A 19,345-nucleotide genomic window follows, 5' to 3' on the forward strand; every position below is an offset into this window, starting at 1 on the left:
CAGTGCAAGGCGCGCCGACGAGTCATAGCCGTCGCTATGGCGAGGAGGCGCAACGCCGCAATGCGCTTCGAGAGCAAGCGAGCAGCCGACACTTGTGGCTTTACGCGACACTAGTGCCGGCCGCCAACAATCCGAACACTATGGACTCAGAGGCTGAGAGTTTTTCGATCATGCCCGCTCATCACGCCAAAAGGCGCCTGCTCGTCGTTGCAAATGCTCGCCATAGGCAAGCTATGGCTGCGCTTTGCGCCTAGATCAGGCGCCTTTTGACGTGCTGCTCGGACACGTTCGAAATGAACTACTGGCAAGCGATCGAGTACCCGCAGCCGGCCGTCGCGCCTCGGGACGATCCCTCGGAGCTGCGCTGGACTATCCGTTCGGAAAAGGAATTGCCGTGGATCGATGAGCGCAAACGCCGCCAGGTGGTTCAACGGCGTTGGGTCTGGTGGAGGCATTGGCCGAAAAGGCGACCGCCAAGACCTTTGATTACCAGCTGGTCATCGAAGAAGCCATCGACTTCCCGGTCCAGACCATCGAACGCTACACCCCGTTGGCAGAGAAGCACGGGCTCCACCTGAAGGACTACGAGATGCGCGACCTGCACATCCATGACCTGCGCCGCACGCTGGGCTCTTGGCTGGCCAGCCGCGGCACCAGCCTGCCGATCATCGGGAATGTGTTGAACCACAAGACCCCGGAGGCCATCAAGGTCTACGCGCGCCAGATGCTGGGCCCGGTTCGCAACGCCATGGAAGAAGCCACGGCGGCCATGCGCCGGACTGGCGAGGCGTAGCTGCCAGCGCCCATCGTCAGTTGAAAATCGCATCACTTGAACAAAAGTAATGCGGATATTAAACTCACCCCTCATGAACCAGTCTGACCACATCCTCGAACTGGCCAGGCACCAGCGCGTGCTGCGGGCGGCGGATGTGCGCCAGCACGGTTGGTCGCCGCAGCTTCTGATCCGTCTGCACCAAGCTGGCAAGCTGCAACGGCTCGCACGTGGCCTGTACGGATTGCCTGATGCTGAAGTCACCGAGCACCAGACGCTGATCGAGGTCTGCCGCCGCGTGCCCAAGGCCGTGCTGTGCCTGCTGAGTGCGCTGCAATTCCATGAGATTGGCACGCAACTGCCGCGCGAAGTGTGGATCGCACTGCCCGAGGCAACACAGACCCCAGCGCTGAGCTACCCGCCGCTGCGCATCACGCGCCTGCGCGGCGCCGCGTACAGCGACGGCATCCAGACGGTGACCGACCACGGCACACCCATCCGCGTGTACAGCGTCGCCAAGACGGTGACCGACTGCTTCAAGTTCCGCAACAAGATTGGCCTGGATGTGGCGCTGGAGGCGCTGAAGGATGCTTGGCGCAGCCGCAAGGTCACCATGGCTGAGCTGAGCCGCTTCGCCAAGATCAACCGGGTCGAACGGGTCATGCAGCCCTACTTGGAAGCGGTGACGCAATGACCGGCAACCTCTCCGCATCCATCCTGGCTCGACTTCTGACCCTCGCCAAACAGCGCGGCGACGACTACAACCTGCTGCTGAACCGCTTTGCGCTGGAACGCCTGCTGGCCCGCGTCAGCACGTCCCCGCATGCCGACCGGTTCCTGCTCAAGGGCGCGCTGCTCTTTGCGCTGTGGTACGACACCCCGCACCGTCCTACGCGGGATGCTGACCTGCTGGGCTTCGGCCCCGACGATGAGGCAAACCTGATCGCCACGTTCCGCGAGGTCGCCGCCATGGACCTGAGTGACGGCATCGTGTTTGACCCCGAATCAGTGAAGGCCGATGCCATTCGCGAGGACAACACCTACGGCGGCACCCGCATCACGCTGGTGGCACGCATTGGCTCCGCGCGCTGCGCCCTACAGATCGACGTGGGCTTCGGTGATGCCGTGACGCCGGGGCCGCAGACCGTGGCCTATCCGACCTTGCTGGGTGACTTCCCGGCCCCCATGCTGCGGGTCTATCCGGTCTACACCGTAGTCGCCGAGAAATACCAGGCCATGGTGGTGCTGCGGCAAGCGAACAGCCGCATGAAGGACTTCTTCGACCTCGCCGTCATTGCACGGCGCACGGAACTGGACGGCGCCAGACCGCCCTGCCCACCGAGCGGCCCTTGGCACTGACCAAGCAGTTCAGCGAAGACGCCACAAAGCTGCGGCAGTGGCAGGCCTTCCTGAACAAGAACCGCATCGAAGCCGGCAGCCTGAGTGACACCGTGGCGCTACTGGATGACCTGCTGTGGCCACCAACGGAGGTCGCCGCCGCTGGCAGTCAGGCAACGGCCACATGGCACCCTGAAGCCCTGCGCTGGATCTAGCCCTGCCCGCAACGGCTTCGCGCGGCATCAAAGCAGCGACGGAATCTTCCGCTTCTCGACCGGCCGGATGTACCGTGCCCGAACGGCATCGCTGCGGTGCCCCGTCTGCTCATGGATGAGCCATGTGGGCAGCGATGCCGTCGCCGCCGTGGTCAAGCTGGGCGATGCCCCGCAGATCGAGCTTGCGATATTGCCTGCGGTAACGCGGTATGCGCCGCAGCAGCTCCCAAGCCAACCGGAGCTAGTCGTCGCGAGTGTGGTTTTCCAGCGGCTTGAGGGCCGGATACTGATCCGGCTTGCGCCAATTGGCGCCGGGAGCAAACAGCTCGTGCGACTCTTCGTCACCCGCCCCGAAGCTCAGCCACTTGGGGCGGTCTGCCGGGCTTGAAGGCATGGGGAGCATCAGTCAATTGTCTTATGAATGGTAGGCCGTGTTGGACTTGAACCAACGACCAAAGGATTCAGGTTGGCGTGAGTTTCCCCACTCCCTGGACTATCTCATCACCCTCGCCGCGAATTGCTCCGCGCGTTAGGGTGCCGGGCGCTCTCGGGGTGCTTATCGGATTGGCTCCTCACACCCTAGTCTCTGCACCTTCTCGCCTACCGGTCCTTCTACCTGCCTTCGGCGAGCTTGGCTCAGGATTGCCGGGCCATTGACTGGCTGACGGTTTCCCTGAGTTCACCCGGTTTTTCCATTGCCGCTTTCACGGCAAGGTCACCATTTCGATGAGTCCTCTGCTCTAACCAACTGAGCTAACGGCCCATTCATAAAACAACTTCAACTCTCTGCGCTTGCAGTGCCCGCGAAGCTCACTGACAACCGCCATTTCTCCTTCAGTAGCAAGAACCTAGCAAGTGCGCTTACCTCACGCCTCCCGTTAGCAATCCGGCAAATTCGCCAGATCGTTGCAAGTGCTTGATTTCAATGAATCAAGCAACCAGTCCGAAAGAATGCGTCACATAAACACATCGGCCTCTTGATTATGAGTCCTCCTCTAACCAACTGAGCTAACGGCCCGCGCGGCGATTGTAGGCGGCAGTCTCGCCGCCTACTTTTGCGACAACGCGTTCGACACCAACCGCGAGGTGATGTCCACGATCTGGATCATTCGGTCATACGCCATTCGCGTCGGCCCGATCACGCCGAGCGTGCCCACGACCTGCCCGTCGACTTCATAGGGCGCCGACACCACCGACAGTTCTTCGAAGGGCACTACCATGCTCTCGCCGCCAATGTAGATACGCACGCCTTCGGCCCGGCTGCTCACATCCAACAAGCGCATCAACTGGGTCTTGTGCTCGAAAAGGTCGAAGAGCCTTCGCAGACTGCCCATGTCGCTCGAAAAATCCTGCACGGCCAACAGGTTCCGCTCGCCGGCGATCACCACCTGTTCCTGGCTGTCGGCGATGGCCTCGGTGCCCACGTCCACCGCCGCTTGCATGAGGCACGCAATCTCGCCCCGCAATTGCTCAACTTCAGACTTGAGCCGCTCGCGCACCTCTTCCATGGTGAGACCAGCGTAGTGCTGTGTGAGGAAATTGCTGACCTCGATGAGTTGCGTCTGGCTGTAGTCCTGCGCTGTGAAGATGACGCGGTTCTGCACGTCGCCGTCGGGCGACACCAGAATGACCAGCACCCGCTTGTCACCCAGCCGCAGAAATTCGATGTGACAAAAGACACTCGGCTTCTTCGGCGTAGTCACCACGCCGACGAAGTTCGACAGGCTCGACAGAATCTGGGCCGCGTTCGCAATGACGCGCTGTGGCTGGTCAGCCTGCAGTTGGGGCTCGATACCTGAACCATCGCCCCATTGGCCCGGCTGCGCGGTGAGCATGGTGTCGACGAAAAGGCGGTAGCCGCGCGCCGTGGGGATGCGGCCGGCGCTGGTGTGAGGGCTGGCGATCAAGCCCAGGTCTTCCAGGTCGGCCATGACGTTGCGGATGGTCGCCGGCGACAGATCGAGCCCGGATGCGCGCGAAAGAGTTCGCGATCCGACCGGCTGGCCATCCGCGATGTAGCGTTCGACCAGCGCCTTCAATAGTGTTTTAGCACGCTCGTCCAGCATGGTTTTCATTGTAGGCTGCGACCCATTTTCGTAGGCGTCGACAGCCAAACGCTGTGGTGTAATCCCGCGCATGAGCCGTCGATTCCGTCACGCCGCATTGGTGGGCAAGTACCACGCGCAAGGCATCCGCGGGGTCCTCGACGAGATCGCCCGCTTCCTGATCCGTCAGGGCCTCGAGGTCTCGCTCGAGCGCGAAACAGCACTCAACACGGGGCTGGTCGATTACGGGTCGAAAACACCAGCCGAACTGGGGCAGAACTGCGACCTCGCGGTCGTCGTCGGCGGTGACGGAACCATGCTGGGCATTGCCCGTCAGCTCGCCCGATTCGGCATTCCGCTCGTCGGAATCAACCAGGGGCGGCTGGGTTTCATCACCGACGTTCCCGTCGGCCACTTCGCCGAAGCCCTCGCCCCAATGGTCGCCGGCGATTTCGAGGAAGAACGCCGCACCATGCTTGAAGGCAGCGTCTGGCGCGACGGCGAGGTGATCTTCGAAGGTTTCGCGATGAACGACGTGGTCGTGAGCCGCGGGGGCACGGCCAGCATGGTGGAGCTCAAGATCGACATCGGCGACGAATTCGTCGCCAACCTGCGGGCCGACGGCCTGATCATCGGCTCTCCCACCGGCTCCACCGCTTACGCGCTGTCTGCAGGCGGGCCGATTCTCCACCCGGGCATTGCCGGCTGGGTGCTGGTGCCGATCGCACCGCACGACCTGTCCAATCGCCCCATCGTTCTGCCTGACTCGCGCGAAATCAGCATCGAAGTCGTCGCCGGGCGCGACGCCAGCGTCAACTTCGACATGCAAGCGTTGGCCAGACTTCTTCACGGCGACCGCGTCAGCGTCCGCCGGTCCGCCCACCAGGTGCGTTTCTTGCACCCGCTTGGCTGGAGCTACTACGCGACGCTGCGTCGCAAGCTCCGTTGGAATGCGGGGGTGGTGACCTGATGCTGCGCCGACTCATCTTGCGCGATTTTGTGATCGTCACCGAACTCGAGGTGGAACTCGACGACGGGTTTTCGGTGCTCACCGGCGAGACCGGGGCAGGAAAATCCATCCTGATCGACGCGGTGCAATTGGCGCTGGGCAGCCGCGGTGACGCCGGCGTAGTGCGCGAAGGCGCGGCAAGAGCGGAGATCACGGCGGAATTCGATTCGCCGCCGGCCTTGTCTTCCTGGCTGGACCAAGCCGGGTTCGACAACGGCGACACCTTGTTGCTGCGCCGCACGATCGATGCGCAGGGCAAGAGCCGGGCGTGGGTCAACGGCAGCGCGGCAACCATTTCGCAACTGCGCGAGGCGGCCGATCATCTGGTGGACATTCATGGTCAGCACGCATGGCAGAGCCTGACGCGCGGGCCGTCGGTTCGCGGCTTGCTGGATGCCTACGCCGGACTCGACATCGCGCCGTTGACGCTGGCATGGTCGCGCTGGAAGTCGGCTGCCGACCTGCTGCAGAACGCGCAGACCAAGCAGGCCGATCTCTCCCGCGAGCGCGAGCGCCTTGCTTGGCAGATCGGCGAAGTCGACAAGCTGGCACCGGGCGACGACGAGTGGGACGAACTCAACGCCGAGCACCAGAAGCTTTCGAATGCGCGATCGCTGATCGATTCAGCTCGCGCCGCCCTGGATGCCGTGAACGAAGCCGACGACAACGCCGAGTCCATGACCGGCCGGGCTATCGATGCATTGCAGGAGGTGTCGGGCATCGATCCGCAATTGGCGGGCGTGGTCGAGGTGCTGAAGGGGGCGCAGGCGCAATTGCAGGATGCGGCACACACGCTGTCGAGCTATTTGAATCACACCGAAGTCGAGCCCGAGCGCCTCCAGGAAGTCGACGACCGCATGTCGGCATGGATGGGTTTGGCGCGTCGCTATCGGCGTCCGCCTTCTGATCTGGCGGCCTTGCTCGCCGAGTGGAAAAAAGAGTTGGCAGCTCTGGACGCGGCAGCTGATCTCGATGCCCTGGAAGCCGAATTGCGCGAAGCCAAGGCCGCCTTCGACGCGCAAGCGAAGAAGGTATCCGCTGCTCGCCGCCAAGCCGCGCCCAAACTTGCCGCCGCCGTCACGCAAGCCATGCAGCAATTGGGCATGGCCGGTGGCCGCTTCGAGCTTGCGTTGCTCGCGCAAGACGCGCCTCAATCCTTCGGACTCGAATCTGCGGAATTCCTCGTGGCGGGCCATGAAGGCAGCACGCCCCGCCCGCTCGCCAAGGTCGCCTCCGGCGGCGAACTTTCTCGAATCGCATTGGCCATCGCCGTCACCACAAGTCAGCTCGGTGAAGCGGGCACGCTGATCTTCGACGAGATCGATGCCGGCGTCGGCGGCGCTGTCGCCGAGACCGTGGGCCGCTTGATGAAGCAACTCGGCCGCGACCGACAGGTCATGGCCGTGACTCACTTGCCGCAAGTCGCCGCCTGTGCCGACCACCATTTCGTCGTCTCCAAGATGTCGCGCGAAGGCACGACCCGCAGCGATGTCTCGAGCGTCAACGGCGAAGCCCGCGTCGGCGAGATCGCGCGCATGCTGGGCGGTGAACGACTGTCCGGCACAAGCCTCGCGCATGCGCAGGAGATGCTGGCCATAGGTGCGGAGGTGTCGGCCACGGCCCGCGGACGCAAGCGGTCATGAGCGGGCCGAATGCCATGACGAGCGACGGCCCGATCACGCGGCCCGACGCACTCGACGGCCCGACGCCGTACGAGGTGGTGCTCGTCACCGGCATCTCGGGCTCAGGCAAGTCGATCGCCCTGCACGCACTCGAAGACGCAGGCTTCTTCTGCGTGGACAACCTGCCGCCCGAGCTGCTGCGCGAATTCCTGCGCATCGAGAACCAGCGCTCCGAGCGCCGGGTCGCCATCGCCGTCGATTCGCGAAGTGCCAGATCGCTGCCACAGTTGCTGCCGCTGCTTGAACAGCTCAAGGGCGAAGGCGTGCTGATCCGATCGGTGTTTCTCGACTCGAGCAGCGACACGCTGGTTCGGCGCTTCTCGGAGACGCGCCGGCTTCATCCGCTGTCACATGAATCGGGCGATGCGACCGACAGGCACCGCGCACTGGTCGATGCGATCGAACTGGAGCGCGAGCTGCTCGCTGAGTTGCGCGAGGTCTCGACCATCATCGACACCAGCCAACTTCGCCCAGCGCAGTTGCGCACCTGGATACACAGCCTCGTGAATGCGCCGGGCAATCGCTTCACGCTGGTGTTCGAGTCGTTTGCGTTCAAGCACGGCGTGCCGCTCGATGCAGACTATGTGTTCGACGTGCGCGTGCTGCCCAATCCGTACTACATCCGCGAGCTCCGGCCGCTGACTGGGCGCGACATGCCGGTGGCGAGCTATCTGCAAGCCCAACCCGAGGTCGGCGAGATGCTCTCGCAAATCGAATCCTTTCTCTCGCGCTGGCTGCCGGCCTTCGAGGGCGATCAACGCAGCTACCTCACGGTGGCGATCGGTTGTACCGGCGGACAGCACCGCTCGGTCTATTTCGTCGAAATGCTGGCTCGATGGTTCGAGTCGCGCGCGGTGACGCTCGTACGCCACCGCGAACTCGACGCCCGAGACTGAACCGACAACGAGGCGGCCCATCCGTCCCAAGCGATGCCTTCACCGCAGCTTTTCGACTTGCCTTTGTTCCCCTTGCAGACGGTGCTGTTCCCCGGTGGGCTGCTATCGCTGAAGGTGTTCGAGGCGCGATACCTCGACCTCGTGGCCCAATGCGTTCGTGAGCAAAAGACCTTCGGCGTGGTGTCGCTCAAGCAAGGGATCGAGGTCCGAAAGAACAATGATCCGACGGTGTTCGAGACCACGGGTACCGTGGCCGAATTGATCGACGTGGACAGCGCACAGTCGGGCATCCTGATGGTTCGCTGCCGCGGCACGCAACGCTTCGATGTAAAGCACAGCCAGCAGGAGTCCGACGGACTATGGGTCGCGAAAGCGATGCTGGTTCCTGATGACGAAGAGGTGGCGCCGGCCGAGGCAATGCATGAAACGGTTCGTGGCCTGGCGAATGCAATCGCCACCTTGAGGACTCAGGGGTCGGAACCTTTTCTGCAGCCCTACTTGTTCGACAACGCCGGTTGGGTTGCGAACCGCTGGTGCGAGATTCTTCCGATCTCCGTCGCCGCGAAGCAGAAGTTGATGGAGCTGCCGGACGCGCAAGTGCGGCTGCAGTTGGTCAATGACTTTCTGCGCAGCAAAGGCGTCGTCAAGTAGCTCACCTCGCCGACAGCAACTTGCGCAGCGGGGCAGGAACGCCCGCCGCGAGTGCTTCGGCGAGCGTGAACCACCGCCCGCCAGGCAAGGCGGCAATCACTGCGTCCACTTTGGACGCCGCGGTCTTTTCAGGCAGCGTCCAGCGAATCGGATGCAGCCGCCAGTCGAGATGCGTGAGCACGTGGGTGAAGCTGTCCAGCGCTTCCCCCTCGCCCGGCCATTGCACGGCGAGGGCATCAAAAGCCTCGCCGGATTCAAACTCCGGCAGGCTCCACAGGCCCGACCACACGCCCTTATCGGGGCGTTGGCTCAGCCACAAACGATCCCGCCACTGAAGCCACAGCCACACATGCTCGCGCCGCCCTCGCTTGAGCTTGCGTGTCTTGACCGGGAAGCTCTCGACATCGGCGCTCTTCAACGCCTCGCAATCAACGCGCACCGGGCACAACAGGCAATGCGGCGAACGGGTCACGCACACAGTCGCGCCCAGATCCATCAGGCCTTGCGTATAGGCCTCGATGCCCTCGTCGGGAAGCAAACGCGTGGCATGCGCCCACAACTCGCGCTCGTTCGCAGCCGAGGCCAAGTCGCCATCGAAAGCCAGTACGCGAGAAAGAACCCGCTTCACATTGCCATCGAGGATGGCGACGCGCTCGCCGAAGCAGAACGCTGCCACTGCAGCCGCCGTCGATCGCCCGATGCCAGGCAGCTCCGCCAACTGCGTGCTGCTGGACGGAAAGCTGCCGCCATGCTCCGACACAACCGCCTGCGCGCACTTGTGAAGGTTGCGTGCGCGGCTGTAGTAGCCGAGGCCGCTCCACATCGCAAACACGTCGTCGATGCTCGCCGCTGCCAATGACGTCACATCGGGAAAGCGCTGCAGGAACAGGTTGTAGTACCCGAGCACGGTCGAGACCTGCGTTTGCTGCAGCATGATTTCGGAGAGCCACACGCGATACGGGTCGCGTGTCTGCTGCCATGGCAAGCTGTGGCGGCCATGGATGCGCTGCCACTCGACGACTCGCGCAGAGAAACTCTCAGCTCGCGACTTCACCCTTGGGCGTGGCGCAGCAGCATGGGCACCGGCTCGTCGCTCGGCGGCAGGCTCAGGCGAAGCAAGCCGTCTTCCGTCTTCTGCGGACCGTCGAAAGAGTCCAGGCTCGACAGATCGATGGGCTTGCGCAAGGCCCCTACCAACTCGTTGACACGAGTCAGGTATTGATGAAGCCGCTGGTCCTGCGTCTCGATCTCGGCGATGCGCTGCTCCAGCTCACCCGCTGCGCTCTGAATACGTTCCAGCGCCTCGCGCCTTTTGCGAAATCCGCGTCGACGCTCGCGCAATTGCGAATCGACCTGCGCCGATGCACCCTTGCTCCACAGTTCGAACTCAGCGCACGCGTTCTCGAACACCACCCGCAGCTTTGAAACCAGCATGCGCCGGAACTGCTCCATGAACTTGGGCTGCGACAGTCGCAAGGCCTGCGTGAGGCCGAGGTACTGCACGTAGTTGCGCTCGATCAACGCGAGTTCACGTCCGTAGCGCTCGAGCTCCGGCCCCTTGGGCAGTGAAAGCCCAAAGCCGAATTCGGCGTTGAGCCTGGTGAACGACGCAGCGATCATGTCGCGGATCTCGTCGCCGTTTTTTTGCGCCGTGTCGAGCAGCGCACGCAGCCGATTACACAGCCCGATGAAGGCCTTCTTTGCGCCAAGGTTGAGGATGGACGCGGCCATCGCTTCCTGCATCTGCCCCACCTCTTCGCGCAGGCGGTCGCCGGACAGCCCGACGAGGGCGTCTTTCAGCATGCGCGCGTGCACCATCCGCAAGGCTTGCAGTCGGGTGGTGCACAGCTCGAATTCCGCCGTTTCGTCCTCAATGCGACTGAGCATCAGGCGCACCTTCGCGCCGCTCTTGCCTCGAATGCCGCGCAACTCGAGCATCTGCTCGGCCAACTGCCGGCGTGAGTCGCCGATGCGGCGCGTGACGTGAGTTTCGACGTCGTCGACCGCGTCTTCCAGCACCTGCTGGATGACCTGCCGGCGTCGGGGCAGCAGTTGCGAAGACAGCGCCTCTTCAAGGTCGGTAAGACGGCTGGCGGCCAAGCCTTCCCGATCGCGCGCCATTCGGGCAGTCAAGGCCTGCCGCGCCGACAGCGGAAAAACGCGCTCGGGCGCGATCTCCAGTGTGCGGGCCGTGGCCTGTCGCTGGGATTCGATCTGCTGGGAAATCTGTTCCGCCGTGGAGAGCGGATCGATCAGTGCGTCGATCTTGTTGAGCACAACGAAGCGCGCGAGATTGTGCGTGTCGAGGTGATCGCGCCAGATCTCCATATCTGACTTGGTCACACCCGTGTCGGCGCCGAGGATGAACACCGTAGCGTGCGCACTCGGCAGCAAACTCAGCGTCAGCTCGGGTTCGGCGCCGATCGCGTTCAAGCCGGGCGTGTCAAGCACGACCAGACCTTGCTTCAAGAGCGGATGCGGATAGTTGATGAGCGCATGCCGCCACTCGGGCACCTCGACGCGGCCTTGGCCGTCAAGCGGCGGGTTCTCGGAAGGCCGGGCGTCGTCCCAGAAGCCCAACGTTCGCGCTTCGTCTTGGGTCACCCAGCGGGTACGCATCACCTCCTTGAGGGCGTTCGACAACTCCTCGGAGGACTTCACGTTCAATTCAATGTTCGTCCAGGCCCGCGGCTGGGCGCGCAATTCGCCCAGCGATAGCCCCTCGAGGCGCGTGGTGATCGGCAGCAGCGACAGGAGCGGAGGCTCTTCGGGATCGTAGGCCAGTTCCACCGGACACATCGTGGTGCGGCCCGGCGAGGCAGGCAGAACGCGCCGCCCTGCGTCAGCGAAAAACATTGCATTGATGAGCTCCGACTTGCCGCGCGAGAACTCTGCGACGAAGGCGACTACCAGCTTTTCGCCGGCCAGACGTTGCCCGAGCGAAACAAGGGATTCGTTGATCGGCCCGTCTGCGAGGTCGTGCTCCGTCAGGTAGTGCGCCAAATCGCCGAGTCGCCGGCTAAGTGCGCTGCGCCAACCGCTGAGCGCATCAAAATTGCTGGCGAATGTTGGCGTCATCTTGGATTGGGGCCGCTTATAGAAACTGACCGCCAGAGAGGCGGCAGTCAGAGCTAAAAGCATGGTAGCTCATGACCTAGGGAGCGAAGCCTTCGAAACATCTGCACACCAGGCAGATGGCGTGACGAGTTCAACAAGTTTCAGCGTTTTTGGCAGGTCGGGCAAAAAAACGTCGATCGCTGGCCCTGCACGATCCGCCTGATTTCTGCGCCGCACCCGCGGCAGGGTTCCTTTTCACGACCGTACACGCCGGCTTGCGCCTGGAACTGGCCTTCCATACCGTGCGCGTCGCGGAAGTCACGCAAGGTCGAGCCGCCAAGATCGAGAGCTCGGGCCAGCGTATTGCGCACGGCAATCGCCAATTTGTCAGCACGCGGACGGCTGACCTTGTCACTGCGTGTGCGCGGGTCAATGCCGGCGGCGTACAGCGCCTCGCAAGCGTAGATGTTGCCGGCGCCTACGACGATGTCGCCCGACAGCAATGCCAGCTTGACGGCGACACGTCGCTTCTTGAGCGCCTGGTGCAGATGTTCGCCGGTGAATGCAGGATCGAACGGCTCCAGGCCCAGCCCTGCCAGCAGCTTCGCGGCCATGCCCTCTTCCCGGCTGTCCGACCACACCACCGCGCCGAATCTGCGCGGGTCGGTCAATCGCAACGTGCCACGGGTGGTGACAAGGTCGAAATGATCGTGCGTGCCAGCGACTCTCGGCGCCGAATTGAAGTTCAATGAACCCGACATGCCCAGGTGCATCAGCAAACCGCCCTCGTCGCTGCTTCTTTGTGCCAGGGGCAACCAAAGGTACTTGCCGCGCCGTGTCGCCTCGCCCACCGTGCGGCCGACAAGTTGGTCGGGTGCGACACCCAGCGGCCAGCGCAGCGGTTTGCCGAGGCGCACAGCGGTGACCCGGGCGCCAAGAATGCGCTCGGCGAAGCTTTGACGGGTGGTTTCGACCTCAGGCAATTCAGGCATGCAGGGAATTATCACGACCAGGCGCGATCAATGCTCCTGGTGCGCCTGTTCTTGGGACGCCCTGCCCCACTAGAATCATTCGAGCTACAGGAGTCTCCCGATGCCAGCCCGTTTCAACTTCCGCATCCGTGCGCTGGCCATTGCTGCCTCCGCCCTTGTGCTGACACATGGTGCTTTCGCACAAAGCATGGAGCCCACGCGGTCCCGGCTCGACAGGCAACTGTTCCTGCAACTACTGATCGGCGAGGTCGAGCTTCGCGATGGCGAAGTCGGAACCGCCTACGAAGTAATTCTCGAAGCCGCCCGCCGCACCAAAGATGAACAACTCTTCCGCCGCGCCACGGACATCGCCTTGCAGGCGCGTGCCGGCGAACAAGCCCTGGCTGCCGCCAAGACCTGGCGTGAAGAAGTACCGACCTCGATGGAAGCGCACCGTTATGTGATCCAGTTGCTGGTAGCGTTGAATCGGCCTGCCGAAACCGCGGACGCGCTGTCGTCGCTCGTGAAGCTCACACCCGAGTCGGACCAGTCTTCGATCATCATGAATCTGCCGCGCTTCTTTACGCGAGTGCAAGACAAGAAGGCCACGGTCCCCCTTATAGAACAGGTGCTGCAGCCGTACGCGCAGTCGCCAGCCACACGCACTGCCGTCGACGTGGCGATCGGACGTGCTTGGCTCTTCGCCGAAGACAACGCCCGTGCGCTCGAATATGCGCAACGGGCCCACCAGTTCGATCCGAACTCCGATGGCGCTGCGCTTTTCGCGCTGGAGATGCTGCCGGGCGTGCCCGCGGCCGAAAGCCTGGTTGTCGATCACTTGAAGTCAAAGCCAAGCAGCGATGGAATCCGGCAGGTCTACGCACGAATCCTGAGCGCATCGCAACGCTTTGCCGACGCCGCTGCGCAGCTCGAAGTGGTCACGGCGCATCAGCCGCAACTGGCCGGCCCATTCCTGACACTGGGTGCGCTTTATCTTGAGCTGAAACAGCCCAAGCAGGCGACAACCACGCTGGAGCGCTACCTGGTCGTGGGCCAGTCGGTCCAGCCAAAACCCGCAGCCAAGCCTGTCGAGGCGGTGGCCGCTGACGGCGACGATGACGACCCTGCATCGCCGGCGGCATCGGTCGATGCCGGTGTGACGCAGGCGTGGCTGATGCTCGCGCAAGCGGCGGAACAGCAGAACGATTTCAAGACTGCCGAGATGTGGCTTGGGAAAGTCGACAACCCACAGCGCGCACTGGAAGTGATCACCCGTCGCGCCTCGCTGCTTGCGCGTCAAGGCAAAATCAAGGAGGCGCGCGAGATGATTCGCAAGTCGCCCGAGATGAGCGAGGACGACGCCCGCGCCAAACTCCTCGCCGAAGCGCAGGTGCTGCGCGACGTGAAGCGCTGGTCCGACGCTAACGGCGTACTCGCTGGCGCGAATCAGAAGTTCCCGAACGACGTCGATCTGCTGTACGAGCAGTCGATGATGGCCGAGAAGCTCAACAAGCTCGACGAGATGGAGAAACTGCTGCGAAAGGTGATCGAAATCAAGCCCGATCACCACCATGCGTACAACGCGCTGGGGTATTCGCTTGCCGAGCGCAACACGCGGCTACCGGAGGCCAAGGCGCTGATCCAGAAAGCGCTGGAGATCGCGCCGGGCGAGCCCTTTATTACCGACAGCATGGGTTGGGTCGAGTACCGCATCGGCAATCGGGTTGAAGCGCTTCGGCTGCTGCGCGGCGCCTACCGTTCGCGGCCCGATCCGGAGATCGCAGCCCACCTCGGTGAAGTGCTGTGGATCAATGGCGATCACGACGAGGCCAAGCGCGTCTGGCGTGAAGGTCGCAGCAAAGATGCGGCCAACGACGTGCTGCGTGAAACGCTCGCGCGGCTGCGGGTCGGTAATCTGTGATTCGATCTGGGTGGTGGCTGACTGCGGCCTTGGCGGTCACGACGCTTGTGTCGGGATGCGTTACACCGCCGAGTCCGCATCAGATTGCAAGCGGCGATTCGCTCGCCGGGCGATTGACCGTGAAGGTCGATCCGACGCCGTCGTCACCATCGCGCAACGTCGCCGCAACCTTCGATCTGCAGGGCTCGCCGGAGCAAGGCCGGCTCGATCTGAGCACTCCTCTGGGTACTGTGCTTGCGCAGGCGCAATGGGCGCCGGGTAAGGTAGCGCTGGTCACCTCGCAAGGCGAGACACGCTTCGCGAACCTGGATGATCTGACACGCGAAGTGCTCGGCGAAAGCGTGCCTGTAGCCGCCTTGTTCGATTGGCTGCGCGGCCGCCCCTGGGCGGGCGCACCCAGCACACCGACAGCAGCGCCGGCTGAGAAAGGTTTCCAGCAGCTCGGCTGGGTCGTGAGCCTGGCGCATTTCGATGAGGGTTTGATTGCCGCCAAGCGCGACCAGGCACCAACCGTGACAGTGCGAGCAAAGATTGACCGTCAATGAGCTTAAGCAGCATCTGGGATGTGCTGGCGCCGGCCAAGCTGAATTTGTTCCTCCATGTCGTCGGCCGGCGTGCCGACGGTTATCACCTGCTGCAGTCCGTCTTCATCCTGATCGACTGGGCCGACATGTTGCATTTCGAAGCTCGCAGCGATGGCAAGCTCTATCGCCACGATCTGAGCGCAGTGTTGCCGCAGGACGATCTGTGCCTTCGTGCCGCCCGTTTGCTGCAGTCGGAAAGCGGCACGAGCGCCGGCGCCGACCTCTCCATCGATAAGCAAGTCCCCTGGGGCGCAGGCATGGGCGGCGGAAGTTCGGATGCCGCGTCCACCCTTCTCGCACTGAATCGCCTGTGGAACCTGAACTGGCCCTTGTCACGCCTGCTGGCGCTCGGCCTGAAACTCGGCGCCGACGTGCCCTTCTTCCTTGGCGGCCGCAACGCCTGGGTCGAAGGCATCGGCGAGCAACTCACGCCCATCGACGTGCCCCCGCATTGGTTCGCAGTCGTGAAGCCTGTTGCGAACATCGCCACACAAGCAATATTCACGAGCCCGCTGCTAGTCTTCGACACCGATGCTGCTACACTTGCTGGCTTACCTGCAGACGTCAGAGTCGACGGGCTCCTGAAGGGTTACGGCCGCAACGATTTGCAGCCCCCCGCAGAGGCCCACAGTGACGAGGTGGCGCAAGCCGCCAAGCTGCTCGAGGCCCGATTCGGCAACAGCCGCATGACAGGCTCCGGCAGCGCGGTGTTTGCAAGAGCAGGCAAGGTTGAAGGCGCAGACAGTTTGCCCACGGCGACAATACCGACGGATCTTCCGGCGGGATGGGCAAGCAAGATGTGCCGGAGTCTGGAGCATCATCCGCTGGTCGGTTGGGCTGCAGATTGACAGTTGAGGTCGGTGGAGTAGTCGCCGGCCTGTGTAGGGGAGTCGCCAAGTTGGTTAAGGCATCGGATTTTGATTCCGACATGCGAGGGTTCGAGTCCTTCCTCCCCTGCCAAATCTCTCACAGTGATTCCCGGTGCGGCCAGAACACAAGGCGCACGCAGGGGCTGAACCGAATGGGTTGTATGACTGACCCCGAAAGCCTCGACGGAGGGAATGTGCTTTTCAACACCGTGCTCTTCACCGGTAACGCCAACCCCGCGCTGGCGCAGGAAATCGCGACCCACCTCGGCATCGAACTCGGCAAGGCCAAGGTCGGCCGCTTCTCCGATGGAGAGGTCGACATCGAGATCCAGCAAAACGTCCGAGCCCGCGACATCTTCGTGGTGCAGCCCACCTGCGCACCGACGAACGAAAACCTGATGGAGCTGTGCATCATGGTCGACGCGCTCAAGCGTGCATCGGCCCGACGCGTCACCGCCGTCATCCCTTACTTCGGCTACGCCCGCCAAGATCGCCGGCCGCGCTCAACCCGCGTGCCCATCAGCGCGAAAGTGGTCGCCAACATGCTCGAAGCGGTAGGCGTCGAACGCCTGCTGACCATGGACCTGCACGCCGACCAGATCCAGGGCTTCTTCAACATCCCCGTCGACAACATCTACGCTTCGCCGGTTCTGCTGTCCGACGTGCAGACCAAGCGCTACGAGAACCTCGTGGTGGTCTCGCCCGACGTCGGTGGCGTGGTTCGCGCCCGAGCGCTGGCCAAGCAGCTTAACTGCGACTTGGCCATCATCGACAAGCGGCGTCCGAAGGCCAACGTGTCGGAAGTCATGCACGTCATCGGTGACATCGACGGCCGCAATTGCGTCATCATGGACGACATGATCGACACTGCCGGAACGCTCGTGAAGGCCGCAGAAGTGTTGAAGGACCGCGGCGCCAAGAGCGTGTACGCCTACTGCACACACTCCGTCTTCTCCGGCCCCGCCATCGAGCGCATCAAGGGTTCGGCGCTCGACGAAGTCGTGATCACCAATACCATTCCGCTGTCTGAAGACGGCAAAATCTGCACGAAGGTCCGCCAGTTGTCTGTGGCCTTCCTGTTCGCCGAAACCATCCGCCGGATTTCCGACGGCGAGTCGGTGACATCCCTCTTTGCAGAACAAAATAACAACTTCTGACCACCGAATAAACCTACTGCGCGACCCGATCTTGCGTCTGCGGTATTGGCCGTACACAAGTATGGCTTGCTCCTCGACACAAGCTCGGGCCGCTCACTAGGAACTTCTTCGAAGTCAGAATTGGCAGGCATCGAAAGAAGCTTGCGCCTAGCAGACCGAAGGGTCTTTTGTCATGAAGCAGCCTGGTCGCGGGCGCTTCCAATTTGGAGTCAACATGAAATTCGCCGCTTATGAGCGTACGCTGCAGGGGACCGGAGCGAGCCGCCGCCTGCGCAATGCGCAAAAAGTCCCTGGCATCGTCTACGGCGCCGGTGAACCCGCCAAGATCGAGCTTGATCACAACGCCCTGTTCTTCGCGCTGAAGAAGGAGACCTTCCACTCCACCGTTCTTGAGATGGAACTGGCCGGCAAGACCGAGCAGGTCATCCTGCGCGACTACCAGATGCACCCGTTTCGCCCAATCGTGATGCACGTCGACTTCCAGCGCGTCGACGCATCCACCAAGATCACGAAGAAAGTGCCGCTGCACTTCATCAACGAAGAAAACTCGCCGGCAGTCAAGACCGACAAGGCGCTCGTGAACCACGTCGTGACCGAGCTGATGGTGCAGTGCCTGGCCGCGCAATTGCCTGAGTTCATCGACGTGGACCTCGGCAACTTGGTCAAGGGCCAATCGCTTCACGTGGACGATATCAAGCTGCCCCCTGGCACCAAGGTCGTGACACACGGCAAGAAGAACCCGGTCATCGTGTCGTCGGCGGCGCAAGCTGCCGAAGAAGAAGTCGTGGCCGCCCCGGTGGTCGCCCCCGCTGCTTCCGAAAAGGGCAAGGGCAAGAAGGACGAGAAGCAGAACCGCAAATGATCTGTGGTGGCTTCGGCCGCAACTCGTCAAGCCCCGCTTCGGCGGGGCTTTTTTGGTTTCAGATGGTGCTTGTTCGCCATGGCCACCCCCTTGAGGGCGACGCAAGATGGCACCGGCCTCCATCGATAATCGCCCGATGATTCGATTGCTTGTCGGCCTGGGCAACCCCGGCCCTGAATACGAACAGACGCGGCACAACGCCGGCTTCTGGTGGATTGACGAGGTGGCTCGCAAACTCGACGCGTCGCTGGTTCCCGATCGCAGCTATTACGGTCTCGTGGCGCGCGCGAATCGGCCTGACGGGCCAATCTGGCTGCTCGAGCCGATGACCTTCATGAACCTGTCTGGCAAATCGGTGGCGGCCCTGGCGCGCTTCTTCAAGATCGCACCGAACGAGATCCTCGTCGCACATGATGAGCTCGATCTAATGCCCGGACAAATGAAAATGAAGTTGGGGGGTGGCCATGCAGGCCACAACGGCTTGCGCGATATCCATGCACAGCTCGGAACGGCCGACTACTGGCGCCTTCGCCTCGGAATTGGGCACCCTGGCGTGAAGACGGAAGTGGTGAACTATGTGCTCAAGAAGCCTTCGGCTGAGCACCGCGAAGCGATCGACAAGTCCATCGATCAATCACTCACCGCGCTCGACCTTATCCTCGCCGGTGACATGGAACGCGCGATGATAAAGGTCCATGCGAAACCGCCACGACCGAAGCCGCCCAAACCCGAAGTGAAGCCCGGTGTCGATCCTGAGGAGACATCAAAATGAAGCAGGTTGCTCTCCTCATGCTCCTTTCCGCCGCCGCCTTCGGCGCGCAGGCTCAGCAGCCCGTCTACCGCTGCGGCCAAACTTATACGCATCAGCCCTGTCCGGATGGTAGGCTGATCGATTCATCCGATCCTCGAAGCAGTGCGCAGCGTGCAGAAGCCAAGCGTGCCATGGCCAAGGAAAAGCAATTGGCCGCGAGGCTGGAGCGCGAGCGCGAGGAACGGGAGGCGGCAGGATCGGCATCGCAAGCCATGAGCCTGGGTTCGAACGCCTCGGCCCCGTCAGCTACTGCCGCATCGGCCCCCGCGCCTCCCAGGCCCAGGGTCAAACCGCGCAAGGCCAAGGCCGCTTCAGGCACCGACTTCGTCGTTGTCGTCCCAGGAGCCAAGCCGGCTCGGAAGTAGCTCAGAGGCTGAGAGTTTTTCGAGCGTGTCCGAGCAGCACGTCAAAAGGCACCTGATCTAGGCGCAAAGCACAGCCATAGCCCGGGCTATGGCGAGCATTTGCAACGACGAGCAGGAGTCTTTTGGCGTGATGAGCGGGC

General features: G+C 62.7%; 19 protein-coding genes, 1 tRNA gene and 1 pseudogene. 15 read left to right on the forward strand and 6 right to left on the reverse strand.

What is annotated here, in order from left to right:
- Positions 1 to 454 precede the first annotated feature (454 nt).
- The 3 genes and pseudogenes from AC30NL_RS20770 (at position 455) to AC30NL_RS20780 (ending at position 2,325) form a co-directional block, all read left to right on the forward strand.
- Positions 455 to 793, forward strand: coding sequence for a tyrosine-type recombinase/integrase (locus AC30NL_RS20770; protein ID WP_489465881.1), 339 nt, complete (start codon positions 455 to 457; stop codon positions 791 to 793).
- A gap of 73 nt (positions 794 to 866) precedes the next feature.
- Positions 867 to 1,466, forward strand: coding sequence for a type IV toxin-antitoxin system AbiEi family antitoxin domain-containing protein (locus tag AC30NL_RS20775; protein WP_489465882.1), 600 nt, complete (start codon positions 867 to 869; stop codon positions 1,464 to 1,466).
- Positions 1,463 to 2,325 (forward strand): annotated as a pseudogene (locus AC30NL_RS20780) (nucleotidyl transferase AbiEii/AbiGii toxin family protein). Before AC30NL_RS20775 ends, AC30NL_RS20780 begins: the two are co-directional and overlap by 4 nt.
- Positions 2,326 to 2,434: 109 nt before the next feature.
- Here AC30NL_RS20780 and AC30NL_RS20785 read toward each other — a convergent pair.
- The 3 genes from AC30NL_RS20785 to hrcA form a co-directional block, all read right to left on the reverse strand.
- Positions 2,435 to 2,560, reverse strand: a complete 126-nt coding sequence (locus AC30NL_RS20785; protein WP_489465883.1) for a transcriptional regulator domain-containing protein — start codon at positions 2,558 to 2,560, stop codon at positions 2,435 to 2,437.
- A gap of 6 nt (positions 2,561 to 2,566) precedes the next feature.
- Complete coding sequence (locus tag AC30NL_RS20790; protein WP_489465884.1) at positions 2,567 to 2,719, reverse strand: hypothetical protein; 153 nt, start codon at positions 2,717 to 2,719, stop codon at positions 2,567 to 2,569.
- A 655-nt stretch (positions 2,720 to 3,374) separates the two neighbouring features.
- Complete coding sequence (gene hrcA / locus AC30NL_RS20795; RefSeq protein WP_489465898.1) at positions 3,375 to 4,391, reverse strand: heat-inducible transcriptional repressor HrcA; 1,017 nt, start codon at positions 4,389 to 4,391, stop codon at positions 3,375 to 3,377.
- Between the two features lie 70 nt (positions 4,392 to 4,461).
- Between hrcA and AC30NL_RS20800 the strand changes: the two genes are divergently transcribed.
- The 4 genes from AC30NL_RS20800 to AC30NL_RS20815 are packed head-to-tail and all read left to right on the forward strand — an operon-like array spanning position 4,462 to position 8,608.
- Positions 4,462 to 5,340 carry an NAD kinase gene (locus AC30NL_RS20800; protein ID WP_489465885.1) on the forward strand — a complete coding sequence of 293 codons (879 nt, stop codon included), beginning with the start codon at positions 4,462 to 4,464 and terminating at the stop codon, positions 5,338 to 5,340.
- Positions 5,340 to 7,022 carry a DNA repair protein RecN gene (gene recN, locus AC30NL_RS20805; RefSeq protein ID WP_489465886.1) on the forward strand — a complete coding sequence of 561 codons (1,683 nt, stop codon included), beginning with the start codon at positions 5,340 to 5,342 and terminating at the stop codon, positions 7,020 to 7,022. Before AC30NL_RS20800 ends, recN begins: the two co-directional genes overlap by 1 nt.
- A gap of 14 nt (positions 7,023 to 7,036) precedes the next feature.
- The gene (rapZ, locus tag AC30NL_RS20810; protein WP_489465899.1) at positions 7,037 to 7,957 is read left to right on the forward strand and encodes an RNase adapter RapZ; all 921 of its coding nucleotides are present in this window, start codon (positions 7,037 to 7,039) and stop codon (positions 7,955 to 7,957) included.
- A gap of 33 nt (positions 7,958 to 7,990) precedes the next feature.
- On the forward strand, positions 7,991 to 8,608 hold the full coding sequence (locus tag AC30NL_RS20815) for an LON peptidase substrate-binding domain-containing protein (protein ID WP_489465887.1): 618 nt from the start codon (positions 7,991 to 7,993) through the stop codon (positions 8,606 to 8,608).
- 1 nt (position 8,609) lies between these two features.
- Here the strand turns inward: AC30NL_RS20815 and mutY are convergent, their stop codons facing one another.
- The 3 genes from mutY to mutM all read right to left on the reverse strand — a co-directional run bounded on the left by mutY (position 8,610) and on the right by mutM (position 12,657).
- Positions 8,610 to 9,662, reverse strand: a complete 1,053-nt coding sequence (gene mutY / locus AC30NL_RS20820; RefSeq protein ID WP_489465888.1) for an A/G-specific adenine glycosylase — start codon at positions 9,660 to 9,662, stop codon at positions 8,610 to 8,612.
- Positions 9,659 to 11,686, reverse strand: coding sequence for a dynamin family protein (locus AC30NL_RS20825; protein ID WP_489465889.1), 2,028 nt, complete (start codon positions 11,684 to 11,686; stop codon positions 9,659 to 9,661). Before AC30NL_RS20825 ends, mutY begins: the two co-directional genes overlap by 4 nt.
- Before the next feature lie 140 nt (positions 11,687 to 11,826).
- Positions 11,827 to 12,657 (reverse strand): bifunctional DNA-formamidopyrimidine glycosylase/DNA-(apurinic or apyrimidinic site) lyase, encoded by an 831-nt coding sequence (gene mutM, locus AC30NL_RS20830; RefSeq protein ID WP_489465890.1) that lies wholly within the window; start codon positions 12,655 to 12,657, stop codon positions 11,827 to 11,829.
- 100 nt (positions 12,658 to 12,757) lie between these two features.
- Here mutM and AC30NL_RS20835 point away from each other — a divergent pair, with 100 nt between their 5' ends.
- The 8 genes from AC30NL_RS20835 (at position 12,758) to AC30NL_RS20870 (ending at position 19,205) form a co-directional block, all read left to right on the forward strand.
- Positions 12,758 to 14,557 carry a tetratricopeptide repeat protein gene (locus tag AC30NL_RS20835; protein WP_489465891.1) on the forward strand — a complete coding sequence of 600 codons (1,800 nt, stop codon included), beginning with the start codon at positions 12,758 to 12,760 and terminating at the stop codon, positions 14,555 to 14,557.
- Positions 14,554 to 15,102, forward strand: a complete 549-nt coding sequence (locus AC30NL_RS20840) for a lipoprotein insertase outer membrane protein LolB (RefSeq protein WP_489465892.1) — start codon at positions 14,554 to 14,556, stop codon at positions 15,100 to 15,102. The genes AC30NL_RS20835 and AC30NL_RS20840 overlap by 4 nt, the downstream gene beginning before the upstream one ends.
- A complete protein-coding gene (ispE, locus tag AC30NL_RS20845) occupies positions 15,099 to 15,989 on the forward strand; it encodes a 4-(cytidine 5'-diphospho)-2-C-methyl-D-erythritol kinase (protein WP_489465893.1) in 891 nt (296 codons plus the stop codon). Before AC30NL_RS20840 ends, ispE begins: the two co-directional genes overlap by 4 nt.
- Before the next feature lie 35 nt (positions 15,990 to 16,024).
- Positions 16,025 to 16,101 (forward strand) — tRNA-Gln (locus AC30NL_RS20850).
- Between the two features lie 70 nt (positions 16,102 to 16,171).
- On the forward strand, positions 16,172 to 17,167 hold the full coding sequence (locus tag AC30NL_RS20855) for a ribose-phosphate pyrophosphokinase (protein WP_489465894.1): 996 nt from the start codon (positions 16,172 to 16,174) through the stop codon (positions 17,165 to 17,167).
- A 214-nt stretch (positions 17,168 to 17,381) separates the two neighbouring features.
- Positions 17,382 to 18,029 (forward strand): 50S ribosomal protein L25/general stress protein Ctc, encoded by a 648-nt coding sequence (locus AC30NL_RS20860; protein WP_489465895.1) that lies wholly within the window; start codon positions 17,382 to 17,384, stop codon positions 18,027 to 18,029.
- A 136-nt stretch (positions 18,030 to 18,165) separates the two neighbouring features.
- A complete protein-coding gene (gene pth / locus AC30NL_RS20865; RefSeq protein WP_489465896.1) occupies positions 18,166 to 18,801 on the forward strand; it encodes an aminoacyl-tRNA hydrolase in 636 nt (211 codons plus the stop codon).
- Positions 18,798 to 19,205, forward strand: a complete 408-nt coding sequence (locus AC30NL_RS20870; RefSeq protein WP_489465897.1) for a hypothetical protein — start codon at positions 18,798 to 18,800, stop codon at positions 19,203 to 19,205. The genes pth and AC30NL_RS20870 overlap by 4 nt, the downstream gene beginning before the upstream one ends.
- The last annotated feature ends 140 nt before the right edge of the window (positions 19,206 to 19,345 follow it).

Source organism: Rhizobacter sp., from assembly GCA_021153565.1.
Lineage (GTDB): Bacteria > Pseudomonadota > Gammaproteobacteria > Burkholderiales > Burkholderiaceae_C > Albitalea.

Bases quoted from the DNA above. Each gene is read 5' to 3' on its own strand.
- pth (WP_489465896.1), top strand. From the start codon at position 18,166: ATGATTCGATTGCTTGTCGGCCTGGGCAACCCCGGCCCTGAATACGAA.
- AC30NL_RS20815 (WP_489465887.1), top strand. From the start codon at position 7,991: ATGCCTTCACCGCAGCTTTTCGACTTGCCTTTGTTCCCCTTGCAGACG.
- AC30NL_RS20855 (WP_489465894.1), top strand. From the start codon at position 16,172: ATGACTGACCCCGAAAGCCTCGACGGAGGGAATGTGCTTTTCAACACC.
- AC30NL_RS20790 (WP_489465884.1), bottom strand. From the start codon at position 2,719: ATGCCTTCAAGCCCGGCAGACCGCCCCAAGTGGCTGAGCTTCGGGGCG.
- AC30NL_RS20860 (WP_489465895.1), top strand. From the start codon at position 17,382: ATGAAATTCGCCGCTTATGAGCGTACGCTGCAGGGGACCGGAGCGAGC.
- AC30NL_RS20775 (WP_489465882.1), top strand. From the start codon at position 867: ATGAACCAGTCTGACCACATCCTCGAACTGGCCAGGCACCAGCGCGTG.
- AC30NL_RS20835 (WP_489465891.1), top strand. From the start codon at position 12,758: ATGCCAGCCCGTTTCAACTTCCGCATCCGTGCGCTGGCCATTGCTGCC.
- ispE (WP_489465893.1), top strand. From the start codon at position 15,099: ATGAGCTTAAGCAGCATCTGGGATGTGCTGGCGCCGGCCAAGCTGAAT.
- AC30NL_RS20870 (WP_489465897.1), top strand. From the start codon at position 18,798: ATGAAGCAGGTTGCTCTCCTCATGCTCCTTTCCGCCGCCGCCTTCGGC.
- AC30NL_RS20825 (WP_489465889.1), bottom strand. From the start codon at position 11,686: ATGACGCCAACATTCGCCAGCAATTTTGATGCGCTCAGCGGTTGGCGC.
- recN (WP_489465886.1), top strand. From the start codon at position 5,340: ATGCTGCGCCGACTCATCTTGCGCGATTTTGTGATCGTCACCGAACTC.
- mutM (WP_489465890.1), bottom strand. From the start codon at position 12,657: ATGCCTGAATTGCCTGAGGTCGAAACCACCCGTCAAAGCTTCGCCGAG.
- hrcA (WP_489465898.1), bottom strand. From the start codon at position 4,391: ATGCTGGACGAGCGTGCTAAAACACTATTGAAGGCGCTGGTCGAACGC.
- rapZ (WP_489465899.1), top strand. From the start codon at position 7,037: ATGACGAGCGACGGCCCGATCACGCGGCCCGACGCACTCGACGGCCCG.
- AC30NL_RS20800 (WP_489465885.1), top strand. From the start codon at position 4,462: ATGAGCCGTCGATTCCGTCACGCCGCATTGGTGGGCAAGTACCACGCG.